The organism is Rhizobium sp. BK098 (assembly GCF_014193155.1).
Taxonomy (GTDB): domain Bacteria; phylum Pseudomonadota; class Alphaproteobacteria; order Rhizobiales; family Rhizobiaceae; genus Rhizobium.
On record NZ_JACHYY010000001.1, the window covers coordinates 110,272 to 132,571 of the forward strand.

The window sequence follows — 22,300 nt, forward strand, 5'->3', positions numbered from 1 at the left end:
ACCAATGGCAAGCTTGATCAACTGCCCGCATTGCGGCGTGCGACCCAAGGAAGAATTCTCCATTCGCGGCGCCTCCGTCGTTCGTCCTGCGCCGACGGCGCCGGATGAGGACTGGAATCGTTATGTCTTCATCCGCGACAACGAGCGCGGCCGGATTGAAGAATATTGGCATCATAGCGCCGGATGTCGCCGTTGGCTGGTCGTCAAGCGCAGCAACGTCACCCATGAGGTCTTTTCCGTTACCGATGCCGAGGACAAGGCGAAGGAGGCGGCACGATGACCTCCTATCGTCTGTCGGCCGGCGGTCTCGTCAATCGCAGCCGTCCGCTTTCCTTCCAATTCGACGGCAAGGAGATGAAGGGTCTGGAGGGCGACACACTCGCCGCCGCTCTGCTCGCCAATGACCAGATGCTCGTCGGGCGCAGTTTCAAATATCACAGGCCGCGCGGCATTTTGACGGCGGGCTCGGCCGAGCCGAACGCGCTCGTCACCATCGGCAAGGACGGGCGGACAGAACCGAATACGCGCGCCACTGTCGCCGAGCTTTATCAGGGCATGAGTGCGGTGAGTCAGAACCGCTGGCCGTCGCTGAAGTATGATTTTGGCTCGGTCAACAGTTTGCTCTCGCCCTTTCTGGGGGCCGGCTTCTACTACAAGACTTTCATGTGGCCGGCTGCCTTCTGGGAGAAGGTCTATGAGCCGATTATCCGTCGCGCTGCCGGCCTCGGCAAGGCGGTCATGCAGGCGGATCCGGATCGTTATGAAAAGGCCTGGGCTCATTGCGATTTGCTTGTGATCGGCTCCGGTCCGGCGGGGTTAATGGCGGCTCTGACCGCTGCCCGCGCAGGCCTGCGTGTCGTATTGGCCGACGAAGGTTTTCGACTTGGCGGTTCGCTATTGTCGGAAAAGCTGACGATTGGCGGTGCTTCTGCCGACGTTTTCGTGCAGGCGACCCTTGAGGAACTACAGACCTTCGAGAACGTCACCTTGATGCCGCGTACCACCGTGTTCGGCTGGTATGACGACAATGTCTTCGGCGCCGTCGAGAAGGTGCAGAAACATGTGGCGATGCCATCGATCGACTTGCCGGCCGAGCGTCTGTGGCGCATTGCCGCCAAGCGCGCCATTCTCGCCTCGGGTGCCGAAGAGCGGCCGCTGGTGTTCGGCGGAAATGATCGCCCGGGCGTGATGATGGCCGGCGCCATGCGCAGCTATCTCAACCGTTATGGCGTCGTTGCCGGGCAGAAGGTGGTGGTCTTTACCAATGGTGGCTCCGGTTATCGAACAGCTGTTGATTTCGCTGCCTCGGGCGTCGAGATTTCGGCAATTCTCGATACGCGCGCCGCATCGGCGGATGTTGCTCCTCAGGGCGTTCGCGTCGTGTACGGCGCCAGCGTTCACGCGACGAAGGGCAAGTATCGCATCAGCGGCGTCATTGCAGACCGCGGCGGCCTGGATGAGTTGATCACCTGCGACGCGCTGGCCATATCGGGCGGCTGGTCGCCGATCATCCATCTTGCCTGCCAGCGAGGCGCCAAGCCGGTCTGGTCGGACGAGAAGCAGGCCTTCATGGCGCCGATCGTCTCCGGCGAGCTGGAGATTGCCGGCTCGGCTGCGGGCATCGAGAGCGTTTCCGGTTGTCTTGCCGACGGGGCGGAAAAAGCGCGAAAAATCGTTGAAGGTTTCGGCCGCAAGGCTCATGGGGCCGAACTGCCCGAAGTGGAGGGCGAATATGACCCGTCTTTCGCGGCGATCTGGCATGTGCCGGGCGCGAAGGACAAGGCATTCGTCGACTTCCAGAACGACGTTCACGCCAAGGATCTTGGTCTCGCTTTGCGCGAAGGCTTCGGCCATGTGGAACATGCCAAGCGCTACACGACGAGCGGGATGGCGACGGATCAGGGCAAGCTCGGCAATGTCAATGCCGCGGGCATTATCGCCGGCATGCGCGGTGTCAGCCCGGCGGCCGTCGGCACGACGACATTCAGACCGTTCTATACGCCGGTGTCCTTTGGTGCACTGGCGGGAACCGCGCGCGACAAGCATGCGCAGCCGGTTCGGGAATCGCCGCTGCATGGATGGGCGAAGAAGAACGGCGCAAGTTTTGTCGAAGCCGGCCTCTGGTATCGATCGTCCTGGTTTGCCCGGCAGGGCGAAAAGGGCTGGCGCGACAGCGTGGACCGTGAGGTTCTGACCGTGCGCAACAATGTCGGGATCTGCGACGTGTCGACGCTCGGCAAGATAGAGATTTTCGGCAAGGATGCGGCGGAGTTTCTCAATCGCCTCTATTCCAACGCCTTCCTGAAACTGCCGATCGGCAAGGCGCGCTACGGCTTGATGCTGCGCGAAGACGGCATGGTCTTCGACGACGGCACGACGAGCCGGCTGACGCCTGATCATTTCTTCATGACGACCACGACGGCGATGGCCGGCGAGGTGATGACGCATATGGAATTCGCAGCCCAGACGCTCTGGCCGCAGCTGGACGTTCGCTTCGTGTCCTCGTCCGATCAATGGGCGCAGATGGCGATTGCCGGCCCGAAGGCGCGGCTGGTGCTGGAGCAGATCGTGGAAGACGATATTTCCGACGCGTTCTTTCCGTTCCTTGCCGCTGCAGAGGTCATGCTGAAGGGTGGCCTCAGGGCACGTCTGTTCCGCATCTCCTTCTCTGGCGAGTTGGGCTACGAACTTGCCGTCCCGGCCGGTTATGGCGAGGCGGTCGCCGATGCCATCATAGAGGCAGGCAAGGCGCATGGCATCTGTCCTTATGGCGTCGAAGCTCTGAACGTGCTGCGTATCGAGAAGGGCCACGTCACCCATAACGAGCTCGATGGACGCACGACCCCTGACGATGTCGGGCTTGGCCGCATGATGTCGACGCAGAAGCCGGATTTCATCGGTAGGCGGCTGTCGACCCGCTTCGGTCTGACCGCTGCCGACCGCGGCCAGGTTGTCGGCCTGAAGCCCATCGATACGGCTAAGGAAATTCTCGCCGGTGCACATATTTTGAAGGAGGGCGCGAGACCTTCGACCGTGAACGATCAGGGGTATGTCTCCTCGGCGTGCTTCTCGCCGACGCTCGGTCATTCCATCGCACTCGCTTTCCTGAAGTCGGGTCGGGAACGCATCGGCGAGCGCGTGGTCGTCTGGGACGGATTGCGCGGTGAAGAAGTGGCGGCAGAGGTCTGCAGTCCGGTCTTTGTCGATCCCGACAACAAGAAGCTTTTGGGGTGATGGATTGATGAGCGTCGCGTTTCAGAACAGGCATGTGCTGGAAGATCATATTTCCGGCTTCGAAGCTGCCGCAAATCCGAATCACCTTGCCGTCGTGCGTCGTCCGGCGATTTTCTCCGTGCTCGCAAGGGCCGGCGACCAGGATGGCGTTCTGACGAGCCTGAAGGCGCTGAAGGATGTATCGGTTCGCGATGTCGGGCCGAGAGAATGGTTCGTTGTGTCGGCCACGCTCGGCGCCGACAGCGTTGCGCGGGATCTTTTCACCCTCGATCCCGCCCGGGCTTCCTTCTTCGAGCAGAGCGACGGCCGCGTACTGCTGCGCATTTCCGGCCCCAGCGTCCGCCGCATCCTCGCCAAATGCGTGGCCGTCGACCTGCATCCGCAGGTCTTTGCCGAGGGGCAGTCTGCCAGCATGCTGTGCTGCCATGTCAGCGCCAACGTTGCCCGCACCGGGCCCGATCACTTCGAAATCATCGTGCCGCGCTCCTATGCCGGCAGTGTCTTCGAGGAGATCATGGAGATGGGACGGGAGTTCGCGCTCACGGCCGGTTTCGCAGACTAAAAATCCTTCTATAGCCCGATGTCGGATGGCCTGCCAGCCGGCTTGCACCGCCAATCGTGGATGGCGCGATCCGAACAATTGCGATGACGCAAACAGACATATCGGTTTCGCAGTTCGGGCTATTTGGGCTATCGGATAGCCTTTAGGGTTCCTCTCAAATACGGTCGGTCGCGCGGGAAGACACCCGGCGGCTTCGTGCCGAAAACAGGGGATCCCCAATGAAAAGCCATGCCAAGGTCGTCGTTATCGGTGGCGGTGTCGTCGGATGTTCGGTGCTCTATCACCTGACGAAATTCGGCTGGACGGATGTGGTGCTACTCGAGCGTTCCGAGCTGACATCCGGCTCGACCTGGCATGCCGCCGGCGGCATGCATACGATCAACGGCGATCCGAACGTCGCCAAGCTGCAGAAATATACGGTCGAGCTCTATAAGGAGATCGAGGAATATTCCGGCCAGGATATCGGCCTGCACCTCACCTCCGGCCTGATGCTGGCGGCAACCCCGCAACGCTTCGACTGGCTGAAATCCATTCTCGCCAAGGGGCGCTACAACGGCCTGGAAGCGACGCTGCTGACGCCGAAGGAAGCGCACGAGATGATGCCGCTTCTCGATCCCGATCAGTTCGTCGGCGCTCTCTACGATCCCGTCGAAGGCCATCTCGATCCCTATGGCACGACGCACGCCTATGCTCGTTCGGCCAAGAAGAACGGTGCTGAAATCTACCTGCATACCAAGGTGGAAGAGCTGGTGCAGCGCGAAGACGGTTCCTGGCGTGTCATCACCAACCAGGGCGAGATCATCGCCGAGCATGTCGTCAACGCCGCTGGTCTCTGGGCGCGCGAAGTCGGCCGTATGGTAGGGCTGGAGTTGCCGGTGCTCGCGATGGAGCACATGTATCTCATCACCGAAGATATGCCCGAGGTCATCGACTTCAATAAGTCGACAGGCAAGGAGCTGATGCACTGCGTGGATTTCGACGGCGAGATCTATCTGCGCCAGGAGCGGCAGGGCATGCTGATGGGCACCTATGAAAAGGCCTGCCGTCCATGGTCGCCGCTAACGACACCTTGGGATTTCGGTCACGAACTGCTGGCCGAGGATATCGAGCGCATCACGCCGGAACTGGAAGTCGGCTTCCGCCATTTCCCGGCATTCAACAATGCGGGCATCAAGAAGATCATCAACGGTCCGTTCACCTTCTCGCCCGACGGCAACCCGCTTGTCGGCCCTGTCCGTGGCTTGAGGAACTATTGGTCGGCCTGTGCCGTCATGGCCGGCTTCAGCCAGGGCGGCGGCGTGGGGCTCGCGCTTGCCAATTGGATGATCTACGGCGATCCGGGCTTCGACGTCTTCGCCATGGACGTTTCCCGCTATGGCGACTACGCGACGCTCGCCTATACCAATGCCAAAGTGCGCGAGAACTATACCCGCCGCTTCTCGATCCGCTATCCGAACGAGGAACTGCCGGCTGCACGCCCGCTGCTGACGACTCCGATCTACGACAAGCTGAAGCAAGTCGGGGGCGTCTTCGGCGCTTACTATGGCCTTGAGCAGGCGCTGTGGTTTGCTCCGCAGGGCGAAGTGGATCAATTCTCGTGGCGGCGTTCCAACGATTTCGACGTCGTCGCCGCGGAAGCCAAGGCGGTGCGCGATAGCGTCGGCCTGATGGAAACGTCAGGTTTTGCCAAATATTCGGTCAAGGGGCCGGGAGCGGAAGCTTTCCTCGATACGCTGCTGACCTGCCGCATTCCGGCCGTGGGCCGAATGACACTGGCGCCGATGTTGAAACATGACGGCAAGCTGATCGGCGATTTCACGCTTGCCAAGCTCGGTGAGGAAGATTTCCTTCTCATCGGCTCCGGCATTGCCGAAGCCTATCACATGCGCTGGTTCGAAAGCCTCCTGCCGAAGGACGGTTCAGTCGAACTGAATGCACTCGGTCTTTCGCTTCTCGGCCTTTCGATCGCCGGCCCGAATGCTCGTAAACTGCTGCAGAAGCTGACCCATCAGGATATTTCCACTGCCGCCTTCCCCTTCATGTCGATCGGCCGCATGGATATCGGCATGGCGCCTGCCATCGTCGGCCGCGTCTCCTATACGGGCGATCTCGGCTATGAGATCTGGATGAAGCCGGAGTACCAGCGCTACATTTTCGACCTACTGATGCAGGAGGGTGCCGAGTTCGACATCCGGCTCTTTGGGTTGAGAGCGCTCAATGCACTGCGTCTCGACAAATCCTACGGCAGTTGGGCGCGCGAATACCGGCCGCTATATGGTCCGTTCGAGGCCGGGCTCAGCCGGTTCGTCGCGCTGTCCAAGGAAGCCGATTTCATTGGCAAGGCTGCGGCTGCCAAGGAAAAGGCGGAAGGCGGAACCTTGCGGCTGTGCACGTTCATTCTGAGCGCAAGGGATGCCGACGTCATCGGCGACGAGCCCATTTATCATGAGGGCGCGGTTTGCGGCTGGGTGACCTCGGGCGGCTATGCGCACGCTTCCGGTCTTTCCGTTGCAGTCGGCTATGTGCCGAAGGAGATCGCCGACGAGGCACAGGGCTGGGCGATCGAATTGCTTGGCGAGCTTTTGCCGGCAAGGCTTCAGGTCGAGCCGCTGTTTGACGCAGATGGAGGCCGCATGCGCGCCTGAAGGGCGCCTTCACAAGGCAGCGGTAGATCACGCACGACCTGCCGCTGACGAGAGCTTTTCAATTTGGGAGCGGCAGGAGGCGGCTTTGGCTAATTTTGAGCCACGGACTGCCGCTTTCGTGTCATTTTTGGTCGAATTCGCATCAGCGCACCGCGATTTGAAAAGAATTTGTCAATTTCTCGCCTTTTTGGCTTCACATTTCTTTCGAAACCAGTATGGAATCGCGGCCATAGGCCTCCAGAAGGAACCTAAAAAAGTAATAAGAGATGCGATCGTATGACGCCGCATCCAGGGGAAATGACATATGGATTATTTTATCCAGCAGCTCTTAAACGGGCTGACTCTCGGGTCGATCTACGGCCTGATCGCCATTGGTTACACCATGGTCTACGGCATCATCGGCATGATCAATTTTGCCCACGGTGATGTTTTCATGCTTGGCGGCTTTGCCGCTCTTATCACCTATCTCGTTCTGATTTCGCTGTTTGCCGGCCTGCCGGTTGCCATCCTGCTTTTGGTGATGTTGATCGTCGCCATGCTGATGACGAGTCTTTGGAACTGGGTGATCGAGCGCGTTGCCTATCGGCCGTTGCGCGGGTCGTTCCGGCTCGCGCCGCTGATCACGGCAATCGGTATGTCGATCGTTCTGTCGAACTTCATCCAGGTCGCACAGGGCCCGCGCAACAAGCCGATCCCGACGCTCGTGGGCGATGTCTACAATTTCGGCGGGATCTCGCTGTCCCTGAAGCAGATCATCATCTTCATCATCACCGTCGTGCTGCTCGCCGCATTCTGGTACATCGTCAACAAGACGGCGCTCGGGCGTGCTCAGCGCGCGACCGAGCAGGACCGCAAGATGGCGGCGCTGCTCGGCATCAATGTCGACCGGACCATTTCCATCACCTTCATCATGGGTGCGGCGCTCGCTGCCGTCGCCGGTACGATGTATCTGATGTATTATGGCGTTGCGAACTTCACGGATGGTTTCGTGCCGGGTGTCAAAGCCTTCACGGCGGCGGTTCTGGGTGGCATCGGCTCGCTGCCGGGCGCTGTTCTCGGCGGTCTGATGATCGGTTTCATCGAGTCGTTCTGGTCGGGCAATTTTCCCATCGCGTATAAGGATGTCGCGACATACGGTATCCTGGCCTACGTGCTGATCTTCAAGCCGACGGGTATTCTCGGCCGGCCGGAAGTCGAAAAGGTATAACGCCATGGCAAATTCAAACTTCGTTGCAGGCAAGACCGCACCCGGCCTTGTCCAGAAGGGGATTACGGACGCCCTCTGGACCGCGGTCATATCCTTCGGCATGTTCGTCCTCTATATCGGTCTCAAGACCGATCAGAATATTGACAATAAGCTGGTCATCGTGCAGCGCTGGGGTCTTCTTGCGACCATCGTTGCGATCGCTACCGTCGGCCGTTTCATCATGACGGTCTTCGTCCAGCCTTATCTGGCGGCGCGAAAGGCCGCCAAGGCCAAGATCGTGAGGGTTGAGGGCGAACAAAGTTTCGCCGCCAGGCATTTCAACACGATCGGGCTCCTGCTGCTGCTCATCTATCCTCTGGCGGCCGTTGCGATACTCGGTCCACAGGGATCGCTGACCTATGTCGACAATTTCGGCATCCAGATCCTCATCTACGTGATGCTTGCCTGGGGCCTGAATATCGTCGTTGGCCTCGCGGGCTTGCTTGACCTGGGATATGTCGCCTTCTATGCGGTCGGTGCTTACTCCTATGCACTGTTGTCGACGCATTTCGGCCTGTCCTTCTGGCTGCTGCTGCCGCTTTCGGGCATCCTTGCCGCACTTTGGGGGATGATCCTGGGCTTTCCGGTGCTGCGCCTCAGGGGTGACTACCTGGCGATCGTGACGCTCGCTTTCGGGGAAATCATCCGCATCGTACTGACCAACTGGACCGATGTGACGCAGGGAAGCTTCGGCATCTCCAATATCACCAAGGCATCGCTCTTTGGTCTTTATACCTTCGATACCAAGGATCCGCACAACTTCGTCCGTAGTTTCGGTCTGCCGATCTCGTCGGCGTGGTACAAGATCTTCCTGTTCTACGTGATCCTGCTGCTCTGCATGCTGACAGCTTATGTCACCATCCGGCTGCGCCGCATGCCGATCGGGCGTGCATGGGAAGCGTTGCGCGAGGATGAAATCGCCTGCCGCTCGCTCGGAATCAATACGGTGACGACGAAGTTGACGGCTTTTGCCACCGGCGCCATGTTCGGCGGCTTTGCCGGCTCTTTCTTCGCGGCGCGTCAGGGCTTCGTCTCGCCGGAATCCTTCGTCTTCCTGGAATCCGCGATCATTCTGGCGATTGTGGTCCTTGGCGGCATGGGGTCCCTGAAGGGCATCGCTATTGCGGCGATCGCCATGATCGGCGGCACCGAAGCGCTGCGTAATATGGGCTTCCTGAAGACCGGCCTGGTTTGGGGCGATACGACAATTATTCCCGGCTTCGGCCCGGATTTCACCCCGGAACTCTACCGCATGCTCATCTTCGGCCTCGCCATGGTGGTTGTCATGATCTTCAAGCCGCGCGGCTTTGTCGGTACGCGTGAGCCGACCGCCTTCCTCAAGGAGCGAAAAGCGGTCTCCGGCAGCTTTACCAAGGAGGGCCACGGCTGATGAGCGCTGTGACCGCAAACTCCAATGACGTTCTGCTGAAGGTCGATCATCTGTCGATGAAGTTCGGCGGCCTGATGGCGATCAACGACTTCTCCTTCGAGGCAAAGCGCGGCGACATCACCGCCTTGATCGGCCCGAACGGCGCCGGCAAGACAACGGTGTTCAATTGCATCACCGGCTTCTACAAGCCGACGATGGGTATGATCAGCCTGCATCAGAAGACCGGTAAGGAATATCTCCTGGAACGGCTTCCGGATTTCCGGATCACGCGTGAAGCCAAGGTGGCGCGCACCTTCCAGAATATCCGCCTGTTTTCGGGCCTCACCGTGCTGGAAAACCTGCTGGTGGCGCAGCACAACAAGCTGATGCGCGCCTCCGGCTATACGATCCTCGGTCTGCTCGGCATCGGTCCGTACCGTTCCGAGGCGAAGAATGCGATCGAACTTGCGCGTTTCTGGCTCGAGAAGGCCGATCTCATCGATCGCGCTGACGATCCGGCCGGCGATCTTCCCTACGGCGCGCAACGTCGCCTGGAAATCGCTCGCGCAATGTGCACGGGGCCGGAGCTGCTTTGCCTGGACGAGCCGGCTGCCGGTCTCAACCCTCGCGAATCCCTGGTTCTCAACGAATTCCTGCGCAGTATCCGCAAGGATACCGGCACGTCTATCCTGCTGATCGAGCACGATATGTCGGTGGTCATGGAAATTTCCGACCATGTCATCGTCCTCGAATATGGGCAGAAGATTGCCGACGGTACGCCGGATGAAGTCAAGAACGATCCTCGCGTGATCGCTGCCTATCTGGGCGTTGAGGATGAGGAAGTGGAAGAGGTGATTGCCGAAGTCGAACACCTCCAGGAAGGTGAACATTGATGACGGGGCAGCCACTTCTCAAAGTTGCGGGCGTGGAAACCTATTACGGCAATATCCGCGCCCTTGCCGGTGTCGACATCGAAGTCAACAGTGGTGAGATCGTCAGCCTGATCGGCGCCAACGGCGCCGGCAAGTCGACGCTGATGATGACGATCTGCGGCAGCCCTCAAGCTCGTACCGGATCGGTCACTTTCGACGGCCAGGATATTACGCGCATGCCGACGCACGAGATTGCGCGGCTTCGCATCGCGCAATCGCCGGAAGGGCGGCGCATCTTTCCGCGCATGACCGTCTACGAAAACCTGCAGATGGGCGCGAGCCTCGACAAGCTCAAATACTTCAACGAGGACGTCGAGAAGATCTTCACGCTTTTCCCGCGCCTGAAGGAGCGTCAGTCGCAGCGCGGCGGCACGCTTTCCGGCGGCGAGCAGCAGATGCTGTCGATCGGCCGTGCACTGATGGCGCGCCCAAAGCTGCTGCTCCTGGACGAGCCGTCGCTTGGCTTGGCACCGCTGATCGTGAAGGGCATCTTCGAAGCGATCAAGGTTCTGAACAAGAGCCAGGGGCTCACCGTCTTCCTCGTCGAGCAAAATGCCTTTGCGGCGCTGAAGCTTTCCGACCGCGCTTATGTGATGGTCAACGGCCGGGTGACGATGAGCGGTTCGGGCAAGGAACTGCTCGCCAATCCGGAAGTGCGCGCCGCCTATCTCGAAGGCGGACATCATTGAGTTTCGTTTCGCGGAGAATTTAAGATGCAGGGACTTCTCTTCGACAGCGATACCGGCGGCCGCATGGTCATCCGTGCCGTTATCGTCATCCTGGGTTTTTGGACTGCGTGGCGCGCAGGACGCGCCGTCGCTTCCGGCTGGGAAACCTATCCGATTGTCGTCGTCTACAGCTTTCTGATCGGCCTTGCGCTGCAGTTTCTGCACCATGCGCTGTTCAACGGCCCGGTATTCGACGTCACCATCTACATCATCGACGTCGTGCTTCTGCTCGTATTTGCGACCGCGGGATACCGGTATCGCCGTACCGATCAGATGGTGAATAACTACTACTGGCTTTATGAAAAGACCTCGGCCTTTTCTTGGAAGAAGAAGAATTGACACTGGGCCTAAACTAGGCACAGTCTGCGTACAACCAAGAGCGTCATCCAGCCCCATAAAAACAGACGGGAACGGGCAGGGTCATGCTTCCAGAGTTCGAAATGCAAGCGTTACCGGCGTGGTGATTGGTGGGTATCGCGCAGGGCAGATTAAACGGAACCCGCTTAAAAATTGGGAGTAATAATATGAAGAAGTATCTTCTGTCGGCGGTGGCTTTGTCGGCGATGATCGCTTTCGGCGGCGCTGCGAAGGCCGATATCATTGTTGGCGTTGGCGGTCCGTTGACGGGCCCGAATGCTGCGTTTGGCGCGCAGCTTCAGAAGGGTGCGGAACAGGCGGCAGCCGACATCAATGCTGCAGGCGGCATCAACGGGGAAAAGATCAAGATCGAACTCGGCGACGACGTCTCCGACGCCAAGCAGGGCGTTTCGGTCGCCAACAAGTTTGTTGCTGACGGTGTGAAGTTCGTCGTCGGTCACTTCAACTCGGGCGTTTCCATTCCGGCTTCGGAAGTCTACGCTGAAAACGGCATCCTGCAGATCACTCCCGCTTCGACGAACCCGAAGTTCACCGAACGCGGCCTGTGGAACACGTTCCGTACTTGCGGCCGTGACGACCAGCAGGGCGAAGTTGCCGGCAAGTACATCGCCGACAATTTCAAGGGCGCCAAGGTTGCCGTCGTTCACGACAAGACCCCTTATGGTCAGGGTCTGGCCGATGAAACCAAGAAGAACCTCAACGCCGCTGGCGTGACGGAAGTTGTTTATGAAGGCATCACCCCCGGCGATAAGGACTACTCGGCCCTGATCGCCAAGATGAAGCAGGCTGGCGTCGATTTCGTCTACTACGGCGGTCTGCACACGGAAGCTGGCCTCATCATGCGCCAGATGGCCGACCAGGGTGTGAAGGCTCACTTCATGTCGGGTGACGGTATCGTCTCGAACGAGCTCGCATCGATCGCCGGCGACGCCGTCGACGGCACGTTGATGACCTTCGCGCCGGATCCGCGCAAGAACCCGGCTTCCGCCGATCTCGTCGCCAAGTTCCGCGCTGCCGGCTACGAGCCGGAAGGCTACACGCTCTATTCCTACTCGGCTCTGCAGGTTATCGCTGCCGCCGCCAAGGCTGCCGGTTCCAACGATCCGATGGCTGTTGCCGATGCGCTGAAGGCAAAGGGTCCGTTCAAGACCGCTATCGGCGATCTGGGCTTCAACGCCAAGGGCGACATCACCCGTCCGGACTACGTCATGTACAAGTGGTCCAAGGGTTCCGACGGCAAGTACAACTACGACGAAATCTCGAAGTAAGCTTTGTGATGCCGGTTTTCCGGCATGGGCAAGATCTGAGAAGCCCGGCCACTGGCCGGGCTTTTTCATAATCGTGATATCGGTTCGCCATTTTCTTCAAGCCGAGGCTGCTTTAAATCTGCCTGATATCGGCAGGAGGATGACCGCATGAGCAAACCCCGTATTCTTGTGACCCGACGCTGGCCGGCCGCGGTCGAATCCGTGCTTTCCGAGCGTTTCGACGCAACGTTGAACAAGGATGACATCGCGCTCGACGCGGGGCAGCTGCGCGAGGCGCTGCTCGCCTATGATGCAGTCCTGCCGACCGTTTCCGACAAGCTTCCTGCAGCACTTTTCGAAGGTCAGGCGATCAGGACGAAGATCCTCGGCAATTTCGGCGTCGGCTTCAATCATATCGATATTGCCGCGGCAAAACAGAAGGGCGTGGTCGTCACCAACACGCCCGGTGTGCTGACTGATTGCACGGCCGATATCGCCATGCTGCTCCTTCTTTCCGTTGCGCGCCGTGGCGGCGAAGGCGAGCGTGAAGTCAGGGCCGGCGCCTGGAGCGGATGGCGGCCAACACATCTGGTCGGCACCAAAGTGACCGGCAAGACCGTCGGCATTATCGGCTTCGGCCGCATTGGCCGTGCCTTCGCGCAGCGCTGCCATTTTGGCTTCGGTATGGATGTCGTCTTCTACAATCGCTCCGCCATCGATCCCATGGAGGCGGCTCGCTATGGCGCCGTCCAGTTGCAGACCGTAGAAGATGTTCTGGAAGTCTCCGATTTCGTCTCCCTGCATTGTCCAGGCGGTGCCGAGAACCGGCACCTGATGAATGCGGCCCGTTTCGCGGCCATGAAACCGGAGGCCTTCCTGATCAATACCGCAAGAGGCGATGTCGTCGACGAGGCAGCGCTGATTTCGGCACTGGAGCGGAGGACGATCCGCGGCGCCGGCCTCGACGTTTATGAAGCTGAACCGCATGTTCCCGAGCGGTTGAGGGCGATGAACAACGTCGTGCTTCTGCCGCATCTCGGCAGCGCCACTGAAGAGACGCGCACCGCCATGGGGATGAAGGTGGTGGACAATGTCACCGCCTTCTTTGCCGGGCGCGAGCCACCGGATCGTGTGATCTAGGCAGAAATACAGAAACCCAGACTGCGATACGTCGTTGCAGGACAGGCGGCGCGTCCATGAGGTGGCGGCGTCAACCACTTGAAGCCGTCATGTGTGCCGTTTTCCGGCAAGGAGGAACAGTGTCTGATAATCACTATGATGCGTTCGCAGCCGCCTATCAGGCCGACAACGAGAACAATGCCTGGAATGCTTATTATGAGCGACCTGCAATTCTCTCGCTCGCCGGTGATGTTGCAGGCCTTTGCGTTCTTGATGCCGGTTGCGGAGGCGGGGCCCATGCCGCCGCCCTCGTCGATCGGGGAGCGGTCCTGACTGGCGTCGATGCGAGCGCGGGCTTGCTCGAAATCGCGCGACGCCGCCTGGAAGGGCGGGCGCGTTTGTTGCTAGCCGATTTGAACGAGCGGTTGCCTTTCGAAGACGGCGCCTTCGATTTGGTAATTGCCTCCTTGGTCATGCATTATCTGCACGATTGGTCGCGCCCTCTCTCGGAATTCAGGCGTGTCTTGTCAGATGGGGGCCGCCTGATTTTTTCGACACATCATCCTTTCATGGATCATGATCCGGCGAGCGGGGAAAGCTACTTCGAGACCTATAACTTCAGCGAGACGTGGCACCGCGGCGGCAAGGACATCACCATGCGATTTTGGCACCGGCCGCTTCATGCCATGTTCGATGCGCTGAAATCAGCCGGATTTCAGATCGATGTCGTGAGCGAGCCGCAGCCGGATCCCAGGGTCAGCACCCTTTTCCCGGAGGCATACCAGAACCTGACAACCAAGCCGCGCTTCCTCTTCTTCTCGGCAGTGAAGGGGTAGATGGTTTCGCAGGCGGAGCTTTCTGTAGATCTGCTTCCGATACCCGTTCGGTTCACTTAAATTTACTGCCTTTCTTTTCGGCGTTTGACGAAAAATGCAGCTGATGCGGCTGATATAAGACCAATATTGCACGGCGTCGAATAAGGCACAGGAATTGCTTGCATTTATTGCTCGCCGGGCTTCAATGGCCGGACTTGGCATATGCGATGCGTGGAGAGGCTGATGGCAATGACGGTGGCAGGGACGAGACCGCAGAGGGCGCGGGGTCGCGGCCATCTTGCGGCGAAGTCGCTTGGCGGCCGCACGCGCCTTTCCGAGCTCTTTCAGGAGGGCGCGGCCAAGATCAGGCTGCCGGAAACTTTCGATCATTCCATGGAGGCCGTCATTATCAATACGGCCGGCGGCTTGACGGGCGGCGACCGTATGGATTGGAGCATTTCCGCCGCGTCGGGTACACGCATCGATGTGACCACGCAGGCCTGCGAGAAGATCTACAAGGCTTCGGCCGGTACGGCAGAGGTCGAAACGTCCATTAAGGTTGGCCGTGGCGCCCGGGTCGATTGGCTGCCGCAGGAGACCATCCTGTTCGACCGCGCCTCGCTTTCGCGGACGTTGAATGTCGAGCTTGACGATGCGGCCGAGTTCCTTGCCGTCGAGGCGATCCTGCTTGGCCGCAAAGCCATGGGCGAGACGATGGAGCAGGGACTGTTTCGCGATCGCTGGCGCATACGCCGCGGCGGACGGCTGGTTCATGCCGAGGAACTGTGTCTGGATGGCGATGTGGCTGCATTGACGGCGAAAATGGCTGTGCTGGACGGTCAGGTCGCCTTTGCGACCTTGCTTTATGTCGGGCCGCTGGCCGAGACTTATCTCGGCCGGATCAGGCCGCTCCTCGAAACCCATATGGGGGGTGCCAGCCACTGGGGTGAGAAGCTTGTCGTGCGGCTTGTTGCCGTCGATGGCTTCGCGCTCAGAAAAATCCTCATCCCGATCATTTCCGCCTTGCGCGACGGTGCGCCTGTGCCGAAAGTCTGGAATCTGTAAATTGAGCAAACAGCAATCACATAGGTAGGCGATGAACCTCACTCCGAGAGAAAAAGACAAGCTGCTGATTTCGATGGCGGCGATGGTGGCGAGGCGGCGGCTTGAGCGCGGCGTGAAGCTCAATCATCCCGAAGCCATTGCGCTGATTACCGATTTCGTGGTCGAAGGCGCACGCGATGGCCGCCCGGTCGCTGAGTTGATGGAGACCGGCGCCCATGTCATCACGCGCGATCAGGTGATGGAAGGCGTTGCCGAGATGATCCATGACGTTCAGGTCGAGGCGACTTTTCCCGACGGCACCAAGCTCGTCACGGTCCACGAACCCATCCGATGAGGTTGCCATGCTGGAGCTGAGGCCAAATTGCGAATGCTGCGACAGGGATCTGCCGCCGGAAAGCCAAGAGGCTATGATCTGCACCTTCGAGTGCACCTTCTGTGTTGAGTGCGTCGATACCGTATTAGGCGGCATCTGCCCGAACTGCGGCGGTGACTTCGCGCAGCGTCCAATCCGCCCGGCGGCCTTGCTCGCCAAATATCCCGCTTCGACAAAACGTGTTCTGAAAGCTGAGGGATGTGCGCCCGTCCAGGCCGCATGAGGAGAGAACCATGATTCCAGGTGAAATTATTGCCGCAAGCGGCGACATCGAACTCAACGTCGGAGCGCCGACCACAACGCTTGAGGTTTCCAATACGGGCGATCGGCCGGTTCAGGTCGGCAGCCACTATCATTTCGCCGAGACCAATGCCGGGCTGTCTTTCGACCGCGACAAGGCAAGGGGCATGCGGCTCGATATTCCCGCCGGTACCGCCGTGCGCTTCGAGCCGGGGCAGACACGTTCGGTCACCCTGATCCCGCTGTCGGGCAAACGCGAAGTCTATGGCTTCCGTCAGCAGGTCATGGGCAAGCTCTAGCTTCTGGGGGTGTCGATGAAATTGCTTGCGCCCGCTGCCGTCGCTCTTGCTGCAGCCCTGATCTGCGGCCCTACCTTTGCGCAGAACAATCCGGATGAGCCGAAGATTGATTGCGCCAAAGCCGAGGCACAGACGGACCTCAACATTTGCGCCGCTCTCGAGTTCGACACGGCCGACAAGGCGTTGAACGCGCAATATAAGAAAACGCGCGCTGCGATGGTCGCCATCGATGCGGATCTCGATAACGACATGAAGGGCGCTGAAAAGGCGCTGGTTAAAGCCCAGCGCGCCTGGGTGGATTATCGCGACGGCGAGTGTGAGGCACAAGGGTTTGAGGCCCGCGGCGGCTCGATGGAGCCCATGCTCGTCTCCGGCTGCAAGGCGGAGCTGACCAAGATGCGGACCAAGGAATTGAAGGATCTCGCTGATGGGCCGGAGGGCGGTCAGTGAATTCCAGACACCAGGTGGTGATCGTCGGCAATGGTGAGGTTGCGGCCGGTGCAGCCGCTGTCATCGATGCCGCCGATCTCGTGATCCGTTTCAACGATTGCCGATCGATGGGAGCCGGTGGCAGGCGAACCGATGTCGTCGCTGTCTGCAACACAGGCCGGCCGGCCCGCGCCATGCTCGGCTCGGCGGAGTGGCGCAAGAGCCCTGCTGTCGCTGCCGCATCGGAAATCTGGAGCGTGCGTGATCCAGACAAATTCTCTGAGCTGCGCGTATCTTTGGCGATCTCGCATCCCGAGCTCGACGATTTCTGCGATGATTATACAGATCAGTTCACCGCGTTCTGCCAGGCCACAGGTAAGCGGCATGTGGTGATCGACCGAGCCATTCACGAAGGCGTCGATACGGCATTGGCGGATTACGATCCCGGCTCCTATGTCGTGCCGAGCAGCGGCATGATCGTGATCGCCGATGTGATGTCACGCCATCCTGACGACGATATTGCCATTACCGGTTTCAGCCACACAGGCTGGGAGGAACATCCGTTTGCCGCCGAGAAACAGCTGGTAGATGCCTATGTTTCCCTCGGTCGCCTCAGGCGCCTTGCCGCCACGAACCTTATCTCTGCCTCCGAAGGAGACTGAATCATGCCCTACAAGATTTCTCGTGCCGCCTATGCCAACATGTTCGGACCGACTGTTGGCGACAAGGTTCGTCTGGCAGACACCGAATTGTTCATCGAAGTGGAGAAGGATTTCACCACCTATGGCGAGGAGGTGAAGTTCGGCGGCGGCAAGGTCATCCGTGACGGCATGGGACAGAGCCAGGTGACGCGCGCCGGCGGAGCCGTCGATACAGTCATTACGAATGCGCTCATCCTTGATCATTGGGGAATCGTCAAGGCGGATATCGGTCTGAAGGACGGCCGCATTGTTGCAATCGGCAAGGCCGGAAATCCGGATATGCAGCCCAATGTCAATATCATCGTCGGACCCGGCACGGAGGCGATTGCCGGTGAGGGGAAGATCGTCACCGCCGGCGGCATGGACAGCCATATTCATTTCATTTGCCCGCAGCAGATCGAGGAAGCCCTGATGTCGGGCGTCACCACCATGCTTGGCGGAGGCACGGGGCCGGCGCATGGAACGCTGGCAACGACCTGCACGCCGGGACCGTGGCATCTGGCGCGGATGATCGAGTCCTTCGACGCCTTTCCGATGAATATCGGTCTCTCCGCCAAGGGCAATGCCTCCGTTCCCGCCGCACTGGAGGAAATGGTGCTTGGCGGCGCCTGTGCGCTCAAGCTGCATGAGGATTGGGGCACGACGCCGGCGGCGATCGACTGCTGCCTCAGCGTTGCGGACGAATATGATGTGCAGGTGATGATCCACACGGATACATTGAATGAAAGCGGCTTCGTGGAGGATACGATCGGTGCCATCAAGGGTCGCACCATTCACGCCTTCCATACGGAAGGCGCGGGCGGCGGCCATGCGCCTGATATCATCAAGATCTGCGGGCAGTCGAACGTCATCCCGTCCTCGACCAACCCGACGCGGCCCTATACGGTTAATACGATCGCTGAGCATCTGGACATGCTGATGGTCTGCCATCACCTGTCGCCGTCGATCCCGGAGGATATCGCCTTTGCCGAAAGCCGCATCCGCAAGGAGACCATCGCCGCTGAGGATATTCTACACGACATCGGCGCCTTTTCGATCATCTCCTCCGACAGTCAGGCCATGGGCCGCGTCGGCGAGGTGGCGATCCGTACCTGGCAGACCGCCGACAAAATGAAGCGTCAGCGCGGTCGCCTGCCACAGGAGGTCGGCGACAACGATAATTTCCGCGCGAAGCGCTACATCGCCAAATATACGATCAACCCGGCGATCGCGCATGGCGTCAGCCATGAGGTCGGTTCGATCGAAGTCGGCAAGCGTGCCGATCTGGTGCTCTGGAACCCGGCTTTCTTCGGCGTGAAGCCGGAGATGGTGCTGATCGGCGGCTCGATCGCCGCAGCACCCATGGGCGACCCGAATGCCTCCATTCCGACGCCGCAGCCGATGCACTACCGGCCGATGTTCGGCGCTTATGGCAAGAATCGTACGAATTCGTCGGTGACCTTCGTTTCCCAGGCGGCTTTCGATGCGGGGCTTGCCGGCAAGCTTGGCGTCGCCAAGACGCTGCTGCCCGTTCGGAACACGCGCGGTGGCATTTCCAAAGCATCGATGATCCATAATAGCCTGACGCCGCATATCGAGGTGGATCCGGAAACTTATGAAGTGCGTGCCGATGGCGAGCTTCTGACCTGCGAGCCGGCGACGGTGCTGCCGATGGCGCAGCGCTATTTCCTTTTCTGAGGATATTTCGGACGCCGATCTTTGGCCGATATGAAAGCCCCGGCTTCCCGGGGTTTTCGTATGCTGCGTACTGGGCGCAGCAATATCAATGACATGATGTGGTTGTGCTGCCATCGCGCATTTCTATCGGCAAGCTGGATTTTCTGGATGTAGCTTCCCGGCTGTTCACAACTTGGGAAATACACCGCTTTTTAATCATTCCATTAAAGACCTGGAAGCGTCTTCGCCCCTATCTCACATGATTGAAATAGTGGGCTGAGGAAGGTGAATCGCATGAAGCAATGGATTTCGCTGCAGGCCGAACTCGGTAATTTCCAGCAGCGACGTGCGATTTTTATTTTCGCGCTTAAGATGAGTTTTGTCGCGGTCATCATGTCGCTTGCCATCATCCTGGCGCTGATTTTTGTGATGCAATGGCTTGATCTTTTGCCATTGCCGATCGTCGAGGCGATGCGCTTTGGCGTTTTGTTGGCATGGATCATCGGCGGCACCGTGTCCGGCGCGCTTGCGGTGCTGGTAGGCTTTTCCATTCACAGGCTCGCGGTCTCTCGTGCCGAATTCGAGCGGTTGAGCCGCACCGACACGCTGTCCGGCCTGCTCAATCGCCGTGCCTTTACCGAGGTGTTGAATACGGCCAAGGACGGCGCGTCATTGGTGATCTTCGATCTCGATCGGTTCAAGACGATCAATGATCGCTTTGGGCACGCATCCGGTGATGCGGTGATCGTTGCGGTGTCGCGGCTATTTTCCGATGCCTTCACTGGAGAAAACGTGATTGCGCGACTTGGCGGTGAGGAGTTCGGCGTCATCATCCATGGCGGCGATACGGCCGAGCGTATCGCGCGCGTTGAGGAGATCAAGGAGCAGATCGCCGAACAGTCGATCGCCATTGAAGGCGGGTCGGTGAAGATCACCATTTCCGCTGGGATTGCCGACATCGGCGGCGATCGTAAGACGGAGGCCGTCTACGCTGCCGCCGATAAGGCGCTTTATCTTGCCAAGACGCTTGGCCGCAACCGTGTCATGCACGAGCGCGAGCGTCTGTCGCAGGTCTGGAATCGTTGCGCCTCCGAGCAGGAGCAGGAGGCAACGACGGATGTCAGGGAACTGCAACGCTATGTGCAGCAGATGTGAGGCTTCCACACGTCATTGATGCTTGCGCGGGCGGCGACAATTTTGCATGGTCTGCCAAAGTATAAATTGGAACAGCCATGCTACGCGTCACTTCCTATCTGCCGGCCGGCACCCCTTCCTCCAATCCGATCGATCGTGTCGTCCTGCCGCATGATCTCAGGCATCTGCGCCGCAAGCTCCTGCATCTTGAAAATGGCGAGATGGTCATGCTCGACCTCAAGGAGCCGGTGCTGTTTGCCAGCGGCGATCTGCTGGTGCGCGAGGATGGCGAGTTGATCGAGATCGTCGCCGCAGACGAAAAGCTTTTCGAAATCCGCCCACGCAACTGCCTGCATCTGATCGAACTTGCCTGGCATCTCGGCAACCGGCATCTTTCCGCTCAGATCGAGGAAGAGCGTATCCTGATCCTGCGCGATCATGTGATCCGCGCTATGCTCGAAGGGTTGGGCGCGACTGTGACGGAAGTCAGCGAGCCTTTCCAGCCGGCACGCGGCGCCTATCACTCCCATGGCAACCATTCGCATGGCCACGACCACCATCATCATGGCCAGGATCATCACCACCATTCGCACGATTGAACCGTGATGACCAACACTGCGGTTTCGGACGATGGCGACCTGCAGGCGCTGCTGCGGCTGATGGCATGGCTGTCGCCGGCGTTTCCCGTAGGATCGTTCGCCTATTCCGGCGGCCTGGAGCGTGCGGTACATGACGGCCTGGTGCGCGACAGCTCCGGCCTCAACCATTGGATTTCTGCACTCATTGAGCATGGTTCCGCGTGGAATGATGTGGTGCTGTTGGTCGAGGCGCATCGGGCTGACGCGGATGGGCCGCGGCTTGCGGCCGTTGCGGAGCTTGCCGAGGCACTGGCCGGTTCGAAGGAGCGCCATAACGAGACCATGCTGCTGGGAGATGCCTTTCTTTCGGCCGCCGCTGCCTGGCCGCATGCGATCTTTTCCATGCTCCCGGCAAAGACGGCCTATCCGGTTGCTGTCGGCGCCGTCGCAGGTGCGCATGGCATCGCCGCCGAGAAGGCGTCTGCCGCCTTCCTGCATGCGCTGGCCTCGCAGATGGTATCCGCCGGCATTCGCCTCGGCGTCAGCGGCCAGAAAGACGGCGTTGCCATTCTGGCGCGACTTGAAGGTCTCTTTGCGGATGTCGCGCGACGGGCCGCCCAATCCAGCCTTGACGATCTCGGAGCTGCGACCGTGCAAGCGGATATTGCGAGCCTGCGGCACGAAACCCAGAGTACGCGGCTTTTCCGGTCATGAGGGGCGTCATCAGGAAAATATTGAAATCGAAACATCGCCTATGTCATTCGCCGCTGTGCGACGGCCGGACGCTTGGCTATGCTAGCGTCATTCCGCCCTTCTTCGAAGGGCGAAAACGCGCTATCCCTTTGTTTTCACGCAATTCCAAACGGAAAACCGCTACGCACTTTTCCTGGAATTGCTCTCTTGCTTTATCGGAGTTGCGAGTATGAAATCGAGACATGGACCCTTGCGCGTCGGCATCGGCGGCCCCGTCGGTTCCGGCAAGACGGCGTTGACGGAGAAGCTGTGCAAGGCGATGCGCGACGACTATTCCGTCGCCGTCGTCACCAATGACATCTACACGACCGAAGATGCGGAAGCACTGGTGCGCATGCAGGCGCTGCCTTCGGATCGCATCGTCGGCGTCGAAACGGGCGGCTGCCCGCACACGGCGATCCGCGAGGATGCGACGATCAATCTGCAGGCCATTGCCGGCCTGAACGAGCGGCTTCCTGATCTCGACGTGGTTTTCATCGAATCTGGCGGCGACAATCTGGCTGCAACCTTTTCACCCGATCTTGCCGATATCACCATCTACGTAATCTCGGTGTGTCAGGGAGAGGAGATTCCGCGCAAGGGCGGCCCCGGCATCACCAAATCCGACCTTCTGGTCATCAACAAGAAGGATCTGGCGCCCTTCGTCGATGTCGACCTCGAGGTGATGGATCGCGATGCCACCCGCATGCGCCAAGCACGCCCCTTCGTCTTTTCCGACATGAAGCGGGGCGAGGGCGTCAGCAGGATCGTCGATTTCCTAAAGGAACAGGGCGGCCTTTGAGCCGCCCCGCGCTTAT

The 22,300-nt window shown here is 59.6% G+C and carries 23 protein-coding genes; all 23 read left to right on the forward strand.

Going from position 1 to position 22,300, the window contains the following annotated elements:
- The first annotated feature begins 4 nt into the window (after positions 1-4).
- Positions 5-280 (forward strand): sarcosine oxidase subunit delta, encoded by a 276-nt coding sequence (locus FHT73_RS00525; RefSeq protein ID WP_112334927.1) that lies wholly within the window; start codon positions 5-7, stop codon positions 278-280.
- The gene (locus FHT73_RS00530; protein ID WP_183709257.1) at positions 277-3,234 is read left to right on the forward strand and encodes a sarcosine oxidase subunit alpha family protein; all 2,958 of its coding nucleotides are present in this window, start codon (positions 277-279) and stop codon (positions 3,232-3,234) included. Before FHT73_RS00525 ends, FHT73_RS00530 begins: the two co-directional genes overlap by 4 nt.
- A gap of 7 nt (positions 3,235-3,241) precedes the next feature.
- The gene (locus FHT73_RS00535; protein WP_183709259.1) at positions 3,242-3,796 is read left to right on the forward strand and encodes a sarcosine oxidase subunit gamma family protein; all 555 of its coding nucleotides are present in this window, start codon (positions 3,242-3,244) and stop codon (positions 3,794-3,796) included.
- Between the two features lie 218 nt (positions 3,797-4,014).
- Positions 4,015-6,441, forward strand: a complete 2,427-nt coding sequence (locus FHT73_RS00540) for an FAD-dependent oxidoreductase (protein WP_112604462.1) — start codon at positions 4,015-4,017, stop codon at positions 6,439-6,441.
- Positions 6,442-6,745: 304 nt separating this feature from the next.
- Positions 6,746-7,648, forward strand: a complete 903-nt coding sequence (locus tag FHT73_RS00545) for a branched-chain amino acid ABC transporter permease (RefSeq protein ID WP_112334922.1) — start codon at positions 6,746-6,748, stop codon at positions 7,646-7,648.
- 4 nt (positions 7,649-7,652) lie between these two features.
- The gene (gene livM, locus FHT73_RS00550) at positions 7,653-9,077 is read left to right on the forward strand and encodes a high-affinity branched-chain amino acid ABC transporter permease LivM (protein ID WP_112604464.1); all 1,425 of its coding nucleotides are present in this window, start codon (positions 7,653-7,655) and stop codon (positions 9,075-9,077) included.
- A complete protein-coding gene (locus tag FHT73_RS00555; protein ID WP_112604466.1) occupies positions 9,077-9,949 on the forward strand; it encodes an ABC transporter ATP-binding protein in 873 nt (290 codons plus the stop codon). The genes livM and FHT73_RS00555 overlap by 1 nt, the downstream gene beginning before the upstream one ends.
- Positions 9,949-10,677 carry an ABC transporter ATP-binding protein gene (locus tag FHT73_RS00560; RefSeq protein ID WP_112334919.1) on the forward strand — a complete coding sequence of 243 codons (729 nt, stop codon included), beginning with the start codon at positions 9,949-9,951 and terminating at the stop codon, positions 10,675-10,677. The genes FHT73_RS00555 and FHT73_RS00560 overlap by 1 nt, the downstream gene beginning before the upstream one ends.
- Before the next feature lie 24 nt (positions 10,678-10,701).
- Positions 10,702-11,055 (forward strand): DUF6867 family protein, encoded by a 354-nt coding sequence (locus tag FHT73_RS00565; protein ID WP_112604468.1) that lies wholly within the window; start codon positions 10,702-10,704, stop codon positions 11,053-11,055.
- Positions 11,056-11,240: 185 nt separating this feature from the next.
- A complete protein-coding gene (locus FHT73_RS00570; RefSeq protein WP_015340842.1) occupies positions 11,241-12,362 on the forward strand; it encodes a branched-chain amino acid ABC transporter substrate-binding protein in 1,122 nt (373 codons plus the stop codon).
- 147 nt (positions 12,363-12,509) lie between these two features.
- On the forward strand, positions 12,510-13,481 hold the full coding sequence (locus FHT73_RS00575; protein WP_112604472.1) for a D-glycerate dehydrogenase: 972 nt from the start codon (positions 12,510-12,512) through the stop codon (positions 13,479-13,481).
- 119 nt (positions 13,482-13,600) lie between these two features.
- Positions 13,601-14,296 (forward strand): class I SAM-dependent methyltransferase, encoded by a 696-nt coding sequence (locus FHT73_RS00580; protein ID WP_183709261.1) that lies wholly within the window; start codon positions 13,601-13,603, stop codon positions 14,294-14,296.
- A gap of 222 nt (positions 14,297-14,518) precedes the next feature.
- Positions 14,519-15,340: an urease accessory protein UreD gene (locus tag FHT73_RS00585; RefSeq protein WP_112415438.1), complete on the forward strand. Its 822-nt coding sequence runs from the start codon at positions 14,519-14,521 to the stop codon at positions 15,338-15,340.
- A gap of 31 nt (positions 15,341-15,371) precedes the next feature.
- Entirely contained in the window at positions 15,372-15,674 is a 303-nt protein-coding gene (locus tag FHT73_RS00590) for an urease subunit gamma (RefSeq protein ID WP_015340839.1), read from the forward strand.
- Positions 15,675-15,681: 7 nt separating this feature from the next.
- A complete protein-coding gene (locus tag FHT73_RS00595; RefSeq protein WP_112334915.1) occupies positions 15,682-15,936 on the forward strand; it encodes a DUF1272 domain-containing protein in 255 nt (84 codons plus the stop codon).
- Between the two features lie 10 nt (positions 15,937-15,946).
- The gene (locus FHT73_RS00600) at positions 15,947-16,252 is read left to right on the forward strand and encodes an urease subunit beta (protein ID WP_112334914.1); all 306 of its coding nucleotides are present in this window, start codon (positions 15,947-15,949) and stop codon (positions 16,250-16,252) included.
- Positions 16,253-16,267: 15 nt separating this feature from the next.
- A complete protein-coding gene (locus FHT73_RS00605; RefSeq protein WP_112411494.1) occupies positions 16,268-16,702 on the forward strand; it encodes a lysozyme inhibitor LprI family protein in 435 nt (144 codons plus the stop codon).
- A gap of 17 nt (positions 16,703-16,719) precedes the next feature.
- Positions 16,720-17,343 (forward strand): Urease operon accessory protein, encoded by a 624-nt coding sequence (locus FHT73_RS00610; RefSeq protein ID WP_183710111.1) that lies wholly within the window; start codon positions 16,720-16,722, stop codon positions 17,341-17,343.
- Positions 17,344-17,346: 3 nt separating this feature from the next.
- A complete protein-coding gene (gene ureC, locus FHT73_RS00615; protein WP_183709263.1) occupies positions 17,347-19,059 on the forward strand; it encodes an urease subunit alpha in 1,713 nt (570 codons plus the stop codon).
- A 273-nt stretch (positions 19,060-19,332) separates the two neighbouring features.
- Positions 19,333-20,193 carry a GGDEF domain-containing protein gene (locus FHT73_RS00620; protein ID WP_183709265.1) on the forward strand — a complete coding sequence of 287 codons (861 nt, stop codon included), beginning with the start codon at positions 19,333-19,335 and terminating at the stop codon, positions 20,191-20,193.
- 77 nt (positions 20,194-20,270) lie between these two features.
- On the forward strand, positions 20,271-20,771 hold the full coding sequence (gene ureE / locus FHT73_RS00625; protein ID WP_112399197.1) for an urease accessory protein UreE: 501 nt from the start codon (positions 20,271-20,273) through the stop codon (positions 20,769-20,771).
- A gap of 6 nt (positions 20,772-20,777) precedes the next feature.
- Positions 20,778-21,464 carry an urease accessory protein UreF gene (locus FHT73_RS00630; RefSeq protein ID WP_112604499.1) on the forward strand — a complete coding sequence of 229 codons (687 nt, stop codon included), beginning with the start codon at positions 20,778-20,780 and terminating at the stop codon, positions 21,462-21,464.
- A 208-nt stretch (positions 21,465-21,672) separates the two neighbouring features.
- Positions 21,673-22,284: an urease accessory protein UreG gene (ureG, locus tag FHT73_RS00635; protein WP_112415441.1), complete on the forward strand. Its 612-nt coding sequence runs from the start codon at positions 21,673-21,675 to the stop codon at positions 22,282-22,284.
- The last annotated feature ends 16 nt before the right edge of the window (positions 22,285-22,300 follow it).

Excerpts from the sequence above, each read along its gene's own strand:
- FHT73_RS00525 (WP_112334927.1), top strand. The coding sequence starts at position 5 with ATGGCAAGCTTGATCAACTGCCCGCATTGCGGCGTGCGACCCAAGGAA.
- FHT73_RS00530 (WP_183709257.1), top strand. The coding sequence starts at position 277 with ATGACCTCCTATCGTCTGTCGGCCGGCGGTCTCGTCAATCGCAGCCGT.
- FHT73_RS00535 (WP_183709259.1), top strand. The coding sequence starts at position 3,242 with ATGAGCGTCGCGTTTCAGAACAGGCATGTGCTGGAAGATCATATTTCC.
- FHT73_RS00540 (WP_112604462.1), top strand. The coding sequence starts at position 4,015 with ATGAAAAGCCATGCCAAGGTCGTCGTTATCGGTGGCGGTGTCGTCGGA.
- FHT73_RS00545 (WP_112334922.1), top strand. The coding sequence starts at position 6,746 with ATGGATTATTTTATCCAGCAGCTCTTAAACGGGCTGACTCTCGGGTCG.
- livM (WP_112604464.1), top strand. The coding sequence starts at position 7,653 with ATGGCAAATTCAAACTTCGTTGCAGGCAAGACCGCACCCGGCCTTGTC.
- FHT73_RS00555 (WP_112604466.1), top strand. The coding sequence starts at position 9,077 with ATGAGCGCTGTGACCGCAAACTCCAATGACGTTCTGCTGAAGGTCGAT.
- FHT73_RS00560 (WP_112334919.1), top strand. The coding sequence starts at position 9,949 with ATGACGGGGCAGCCACTTCTCAAAGTTGCGGGCGTGGAAACCTATTAC.
- FHT73_RS00565 (WP_112604468.1), top strand. The coding sequence starts at position 10,702 with ATGCAGGGACTTCTCTTCGACAGCGATACCGGCGGCCGCATGGTCATC.
- FHT73_RS00570 (WP_015340842.1), top strand. The coding sequence starts at position 11,241 with ATGAAGAAGTATCTTCTGTCGGCGGTGGCTTTGTCGGCGATGATCGCT.
- FHT73_RS00575 (WP_112604472.1), top strand. The coding sequence starts at position 12,510 with ATGAGCAAACCCCGTATTCTTGTGACCCGACGCTGGCCGGCCGCGGTC.
- FHT73_RS00585 (WP_112415438.1), top strand. The coding sequence starts at position 14,519 with ATGGCAATGACGGTGGCAGGGACGAGACCGCAGAGGGCGCGGGGTCGC.
- FHT73_RS00590 (WP_015340839.1), top strand. The coding sequence starts at position 15,372 with ATGAACCTCACTCCGAGAGAAAAAGACAAGCTGCTGATTTCGATGGCG.
- FHT73_RS00595 (WP_112334915.1), top strand. The coding sequence starts at position 15,682 with ATGCTGGAGCTGAGGCCAAATTGCGAATGCTGCGACAGGGATCTGCCG.
- FHT73_RS00600 (WP_112334914.1), top strand. The coding sequence starts at position 15,947 with ATGATTCCAGGTGAAATTATTGCCGCAAGCGGCGACATCGAACTCAAC.
- FHT73_RS00605 (WP_112411494.1), top strand. The coding sequence starts at position 16,268 with ATGAAATTGCTTGCGCCCGCTGCCGTCGCTCTTGCTGCAGCCCTGATC.
- ureC (WP_183709263.1), top strand. The coding sequence starts at position 17,347 with ATGCCCTACAAGATTTCTCGTGCCGCCTATGCCAACATGTTCGGACCG.
- FHT73_RS00620 (WP_183709265.1), top strand. The coding sequence starts at position 19,333 with ATGAAGCAATGGATTTCGCTGCAGGCCGAACTCGGTAATTTCCAGCAG.
- ureE (WP_112399197.1), top strand. The coding sequence starts at position 20,271 with ATGCTACGCGTCACTTCCTATCTGCCGGCCGGCACCCCTTCCTCCAAT.
- FHT73_RS00630 (WP_112604499.1), top strand. The coding sequence starts at position 20,778 with ATGACCAACACTGCGGTTTCGGACGATGGCGACCTGCAGGCGCTGCTG.
- ureG (WP_112415441.1), top strand. The coding sequence starts at position 21,673 with ATGAAATCGAGACATGGACCCTTGCGCGTCGGCATCGGCGGCCCCGTC.